Raw genomic sequence first — 6,809 nt, 5'->3', positions numbered from 1 at the left:
TACAATATTTAATCTTAAAATTTTTAAGCGAATCGCTTTAGCGTAAATGGTGAAAGATCAACCGATGGGCTTTTACCTTCAACAAGCTCCATAATGAGATCGGCGGTGATTGCAGCTTGGGTTAATCCAAGATGCTGATGCCCAAATGCCAGCAGCACTTTTCCTTCACAAATCTGGTCAATCACAGGTAACGAATCCACTGTTGAAGGTCGATTTCCCATCCACTTTTCTTGTTGCTTGAGCGGGTTTAATCCACTTTCGAACATTGCATCGCCTTGCTGATATAACATCTCGGCACGCTTCATATTCGGGGGAGATTCTACGTGCGCATACTCCACGGTTCCCGCTAAACGCAGCCCACTCGCCATTGGCGTCATGATGAATTTTCGGTCGGCAGAGCTGATCGGAAACGGCAGCGCTTGCCGTTTATCATCCATCATTAAGTGGTACCCTCGCTCGGCTTGAATGGGCACTGTGATACCAGTTAATTGCTTCACTAAAGGCTTGGAATGTACCCCGGCAGCAACAATGATACGGTCGAATGAATATTGACTTGATTCCACCGACACTTGCCCCGATTTACTTAGAGCATCAATCGTTTTATTAACAATGGTTCCTCCCTGCTTCTCAAAGGCATCATAGAGCTCAACGCAGATTGAGTAAGGGTCTAACGTATGTCCCGTCTCAGGAAAAAACACACCATGGCGAACCTGGCGACTAAGCTCGGGAAGCTGTTCACGGATGGTTTTCTGCGTCCAAACTTGATACTTCACACCATGTTTTTCTAGCTCTTCCAACGTACTTTGATAACGTGCGAACAGCCGCTCGCTTTCAAAGGTCAATAACGAGCCATCCATTTTGATCAGGTCTTTTTTCTCGATGGAATCGAGCAGCTGTTGCCAACTTTTCACTGCTCTTGAATTGAGACTCTTGATAGCGTTGGTCGAAGGTTCTGTCGACGATGGTTTGGCTTTTGATAAGAATCGAAGCATCCAACCCATGGTGGAAGGGAGATCTTGCCATCGGATAGAAACCGGACTTTTGGGGTTCAATAGCATCTTAGGTAACTGAGGAATAAGACCCGGTGTTGCGAGAGGAAAAACTTGCTCAGTGGCTATGTGCCCAGCGTTCCCTTTCGAGCAACCATTTCCCACGCCATTCGGGTCGAATAACGTCACCTGATACCCTTGTTGTTGCAATTTTAAGCCAATTGCCAAGCCGATGATCCCCGCGCCTACTATCGCTATATTTTGATTTCCAGTTTCTTCCTTGACCAACATGAATATGCTCCAAGTCACATTTGAAAAAGCAGATTGTATACAATATATTTTACATCACGATAACATTAAGCCCATTCGATTCAACCCATTTTTTCAGCAAGGAGCGAAAAATGAGACAAGGAACCTTTTTCTGTATCGATGCCCACACCTGTGGCAACCCTGTCCGATTAGTGGCAGGCGGTGTTCCTCCGCTTAAGGGCAATACCATGAGTGAGAAGCGCCAATATTTCTTGGAACACTATGATTGGATTCGTCAGGCATTGATGTTTGAACCTCGTGGTCACTCCATGATGTCAGGTTCTGTTGTTTTACCGCCTTGTAATGACAATGCTGATGCCTCGATTTTGTTTATCGAAACCAGCGGCTGTTTACCTATGTGTGGGCATGGCACGATAGGTACGGTCACCACAGCAATTGAAAATCGGCTGATCACACCAAAGGAAGAAGGTCGTTTGATCCTTGACGTCCCTGCTGGACAAATCGAAGTGCACTACCAAACAAAAGGTGACAAGGTCACGTCAGTTAAGATCTTTAACGTTCCTGCTTACCTTGCCCACCAAGATGTCACTGTTGAAGTAGAAGGACTGGGAGAAATCACTGTCGATGTTTCCTATGGAGGCAACTACTACGTGATTGTCGACCCACAAACCAACTATGCCGGTCTTGAGCACTACTCACCTGATGAGATTTTGATGCTCTCCCCCCGAGTTCGTGAAGCCGTTTCAAAAGCGGTGGAATGTGTGCACCCAGACGATCCAACCGTGTGTGGTGTCTCTCACGTACTTTGGACGGGTAGCCCTACTCATGAAAACGCAACCGCTCGCAACGCAGTGTTTTATGGCGACAAAGCCCTCGACCGCTCCCCTTGCGGCACAGGCACCAGTGCCCGTATGGCGCAGTGGCATGCCAAAGGCAAACTCAAACAAGGTGAGGACTTTGTCCACGAAAGTATTATCGGCAGCCTGTTTAACGGACGTATTGAAGGCGTCACTGAAGTGAACGGGCGAGCAGCTATTTTGCCTAGCATTGAAGGTTGGGCGCAAGTGTATGGACACAACACCATTTGGGTGGATGACGAAGACCCATACGCGTATGGATTTGAAGTGAAATAAGGACAGTAAGGAATCACAATGAACCCGCAAACCGACAACGTTTTTTACGCTACTAACGCCTTTACCGGTGAAACGCTTCCCCCTGCATTTCCTGTTCACACGGAAGTTGAGGTCAATCAAGCCGCTACTGCAGCTGCAAAAGTCTCGCGTGATTTTCGTCGCTTAAGTAACAGCAAGCGCGCTAGCCTGCTTCGCACGATTGCCAGTGAATTAGAGGCAAGAAGTGATGACATTATCGCCCGAGCCCATTTAGAAACGGCGCTTTCCGAAACACGTCTGACAGGAGAAATCGCTCGCACAGCTAATCAACTTCGCTTATTCGCTGACGTAGTCAATTCTGGCAGTTATCACAAAGTCATTCTTGATACGCCAGACCCAACTCGAGCCCCGCTACCTAAGCCAGATATTCGTTGCCAGCAAATTGCACTTGGTCCTGTCGCGGTATTTGGTGCATCCAACTTTCCGTTGGCTTTCTCTGCTGCTGGTGGAGATACTGCTTCTGCTCTAGCGGCAGGATGCCCGGTGATTGTAAAAGGTCATACTGCGCACCCAGGTACAAGCCAAATCGTTGCAGAGTGTATCGAGCAAGCGCTGAAACAAGAGCAGTTACCACAAGCGATTTTCACCTTGCTGCAAGGAAATCAGCGTGCTTTAGGACAAGCTCTGGTCAGCCATCCTGAAATAAAAGCGGTGGGCTTTACTGGTTCGGTTGGCGGTGGACGCGCCCTGTTCAACCTAGCGCAGCAGCGACCTGAGCCAATCCCGTTCTATGGTGAACTTGGTGCGATTAACCCGACGTTTATTTTCCCTTCTGCAATGAGAGCCAAAGCCGACTTAGCGGAGCAATTTGTTGCTTCAATGACCATGGGATGTGGACAATTTTGTACGAAACCTGGCGTAGTGTTTGCGCTGAACACACCGGAAACACAAGCGTTTATCGAAACCGCGCAAGCCCTTATTCGACAGCAATCTCCTTCTACTCTACTTACTCCTGGAATCCGTGATAGTTACCAATCACAGGTCATCAGCCGAGGCTCTGACGACGGAATTGACGTCACTTTTTCTCAAGCGGAGTCCCCTTGTGTTGCCTCGGCTCTCTTTGTTACAAGCAGTAAAAACTGGCGCAAACATCCTGCGTGGGAAGAAGAGATTTTTGGTCCACAATCGTTGATCGTCGTTTGTGAAGATGTGGCAGATATGCTTTCGCTCAGTGAAACGCTGGCAGGCTCGCTAACCGCGACAATTCATGCAACGCAAGAAGATTACCCACAAGTATCGCAGTTCATACCTCGTTTGGAAGAGATTGCCGGACGACTGGTATTTAATGGTTGGCCGACAGGCGTAGAAGTCGGTTATGCCATGGTGCATGGCGGTCCATATCCAGCATCAACCAATTCGGCTTCGACTTCCGTTGGTGCAGAAGCTATTCATCGCTGGCTACGTCCGGTGGCTTATCAAGCGTTACCAGAAAGCTTACTGCCCGATTCGTTAAAAGCAGAGAATCCATTGGAGATCGCGCGCGCAGTAGATGGCAAAGCAGCTCACAGTTAAGTCATTGGCTCAAAAAGGCACCAGTTGGTGCCTTTTATTTCACGCCACATCTCAAAACCTTCGCTTGCAGTTGGCTTAATCCAGAAAAACAATAAACTAAAGAAATTGGATACAATATTTATTTTTGACGGGAGACTTCAATGTCACAAAAACCTGTTTTTAAGACCCGCACTCAACTGGTTGAGGAAGCGATTCGAACTCAGATCCTTAAGGGCGAGTTAAAAACTGGTCAACCTTTACGTCAGGACGCATTGGCAAAAGAGTTTAATGTTAGCCGCATTCCCGTTCGTGAAGCGTTAGTGCAATTGGAAGCACAAGGATTAGTGAGCTTTGAGCCTCATAAAGGGGCAACAGTAACTGAGCTCTCTCCAGATAAAATCGACGAGTTGTTCGAACTGCGCGCCGTAGTGGAATGCCACATTTTAGAGCGTGCGATTCAGAACATGACTGACGAGGATCTCGAACGAGCACGTGAAGTCCGCGAACGTTTTGAAGCGGTAGTCAACAGCGGCGATGAAGTAGAAGAATGGAGCAACTACAACTACGAATTCCATAAAGCGCTGTATGCCCCTGCAAACATGCCAGAAACCATGGATGTGATTTACAGCCTCAACACTAAGTGCGACCGCTACATTCGCATGCAACTGCTGTTCACGACGGGCATTCAAAAGGCAGAGCAAGAGCATTTGACCTTGTTCGAAATGTGTCAAAACCGCGATGTGGACGGCGCTAAGTATCTGCTGAAAAAACACATTTTGGAAGCTGGTACCGCCATTCGTAACTTGTTGTTGGAACAACAGAACACATCAAAATAAGCTCAGCAGTTAAGGTGGTGTTAAGAAATGAATGTCGGACCTAAATTTCTATTAGCGGCGCTGCGACAAAAGGTCAAAGATGAAGGGCTGTGCTACAGCTCTTTGTCGGAGAAAAGCGGTATTCCCTTGTCGAGTATCAAACGCCACCTTCATAATCCTTCTTTAGGCTTGGATAAAATCCTTGTCTATCTCAACTATCTAAACACCGATCTTATTGAGCTAGCCAACCTCGCTAATCAGCTTCAGCATGAGAACGAACAAATGCTGACAGAGGAGCAAAGCGCGTTATTTCTTGAACACCCCTACCTTCTCGACTTTATCTATATGGTGACGTCTCGTAACCTCGACCCGCAAGACATTGCGAAAACCTACGAGTTATCAGAAACCAGTCTGCGTTTTTATCTGCGTATAGCGGAAATGCTAGGTTATGTTGAAAATTTTGGTGATGGGCTGTTCTACCGTTCTGGGCGACGCTTTTTGATGGAAGAAGGCTCTGAGCTCGACTCACTATTTCGTGAACGCTTCCAAAAAGAATCCCTATCTCACGAGGTAAATCCGGGTATTTGTGTCGGTCGTATTCGCTTGACCAACGCACAGCGCCAACAACTAGAAGAAGAAGTTTACAACAAGCTAGTCAAGCTCAATGCAATCAATACTTCTAATGATGATGGAGAACTCACCAACGTATTAATGCGTTGCACTCCAGGAACACAGATTTTCTTCTCTGATGGGTTGCCTGACATTGACGGCGACTTATTAAAACAGGTTGCTCAATTCACTAACAAAACGATGAGTTAGCAAAACAACCTGATTTAAGTTATTCCCTTAGCCGCAGTTTAAATTAAATCGTTAATATAGACTCTGCGATTACGGTATTTCTGCCGCTCAATTTGGCTTTATATAAGCATTGGTCGACTTTATCCAAGAAATAGCGAATATCTGAGCATGATTCTGCTCGCTGGCTAAATACGCCAATAGAACTGGTTAATAAATGGGTGTGAGCATTATTTTCGCATAGGATTGAAAGTTTAGAGATCGATTCTCTCAGTGACTCTGCGCGCTCAACGCAATGTTCATGCTCTGAGTCAACAAGCACAATCAAAAACTCTTCCCCACCCATTCGAAAAGCGATTTCATCAATACCATTGAATTGCGAAGATAATAACGCCCCAACCTTGGTGATGGCCTCATCACCCTTTAGGTGACCAAGCTCGTCATTAAGCTGCTTGAAATAATCTAAATCAATAGAAATAAAGCTGACAGTTTGCTTTCCTGCTTGCGCTTTGGAAAGAATATCTGGCGTCATTATGTTGAAGTATCTACGGTTATATAAACCCGATAGTTCATCCGTTATCGCAAGTTCTTGCAGCTTTTTGTTGAGACATCTCAACTCTTTCTCTGCCACAAAGCGACGATGTTTTTCTCTAACAAGCTCAATGGATTGAGTAGACACTTCAAAATACATTTTGAGAACGGTATCTGCGACTAAACCGTTGATACCCTGCAGTGTATCTACCGCGTTCACTTTTGCTGTCTCTAAAGAATCGGTAGATTCCAACTCTTTCAACGCGACACTCATTTTCTTGTCATCGCCGATGATATGGAATACGAGCCAACGAATTAAGAACTGCAGAATATGTTCGATAGATTCTTGCCAGTTGAGGGTTTTAGATTCAGATTGAATCTTGATGACTTCGTTGACAAACGACGCATGACTTTTCTTGTGATCATCATTCCAAACATCATCGAAAAAGTGTTCGTTCCAGATGCTTTCTTCAAAAGAGAAGTGGTATTGAGCGTAGTCTTTTAATTCACTAAACACACCGTCAACTTCTATTTGATCATCATAAATCAACGTATTGGCTAATTTATTTACCAATAAAAAGAGATGGTAATGTTGTTCATCGACCTTTTTAATCCCTGTCTCAAAATTGTGATTCCAAGGAAAAATGATCAGTTCATTATCAGACATAACTATTCATGTATTAACACTATTTCTTGTGGGGAATAGTACCCCATGTTATTTAAAGTTGATAGCCCTTATAATCAAA

Annotated in this window: 6 protein-coding genes; 4 read left to right on the top strand and 2 right to left on the bottom strand. The window is 45.5% G+C overall.

Features of this window, described 5'->3' with window-relative positions:
* Positions 1-23: 23 nt before the first annotated feature.
* Positions 24-1,280: an NAD(P)/FAD-dependent oxidoreductase gene (locus tag VCHENC03_RS13490; RefSeq protein WP_009705939.1), complete on the bottom strand. Its 1,257-nt coding sequence runs from the start codon at positions 1,278-1,280 to the stop codon at positions 24-26.
* A 110-nt stretch (positions 1,281-1,390) separates the two neighbouring features.
* Here VCHENC03_RS13490 and VCHENC03_RS13495 point away from each other — a divergent pair, with 110 nt between their 5' ends.
* The 4 genes from VCHENC03_RS13495 to VCHENC03_RS13510 all read left to right on the top strand — a co-directional run bounded on the left by VCHENC03_RS13495 (position 1,391) and on the right by VCHENC03_RS13510 (position 5,556).
* Positions 1,391-2,392 (top strand): 4-hydroxyproline epimerase, encoded by a 1,002-nt coding sequence (locus tag VCHENC03_RS13495; protein ID WP_009705938.1) that lies wholly within the window; start codon positions 1,391-1,393, stop codon positions 2,390-2,392.
* An 18-nt stretch (positions 2,393-2,410) separates the two neighbouring features.
* The gene (locus VCHENC03_RS13500) at positions 2,411-3,943 is read left to right on the top strand and encodes an aldehyde dehydrogenase (NADP(+)) (protein WP_009705937.1); all 1,533 of its coding nucleotides are present in this window, start codon (positions 2,411-2,413) and stop codon (positions 3,941-3,943) included.
* A gap of 140 nt (positions 3,944-4,083) precedes the next feature.
* Complete coding sequence (locus tag VCHENC03_RS13505) at positions 4,084-4,758, top strand: GntR family transcriptional regulator (protein WP_005439897.1); 675 nt, start codon at positions 4,084-4,086, stop codon at positions 4,756-4,758.
* Positions 4,759-4,785: 27 nt separating this feature from the next.
* The gene (locus tag VCHENC03_RS13510; RefSeq protein ID WP_009705936.1) at positions 4,786-5,556 is read left to right on the top strand and encodes a hypothetical protein; all 771 of its coding nucleotides are present in this window, start codon (positions 4,786-4,788) and stop codon (positions 5,554-5,556) included.
* A 43-nt stretch (positions 5,557-5,599) separates the two neighbouring features.
* Here VCHENC03_RS13510 and VCHENC03_RS13515 read toward each other — a convergent pair whose 3' ends face one another.
* Positions 5,600-6,730, bottom strand: a complete 1,131-nt coding sequence (locus VCHENC03_RS13515; RefSeq protein ID WP_009705935.1) for a GGDEF domain-containing protein — start codon at positions 6,728-6,730, stop codon at positions 5,600-5,602.
* Positions 6,731-6,809 lie beyond the last annotated feature (79 nt).

It is taken from the genome of Vibrio sp. HENC-03 (genome assembly GCF_000305755.2).
GTDB classification, from domain to species: Bacteria; Pseudomonadota; Gammaproteobacteria; order Enterobacterales; family Vibrionaceae; genus Vibrio; species Vibrio owensii.
This window is presented reverse-complemented; position numbering and strand designations above follow the sequence as displayed.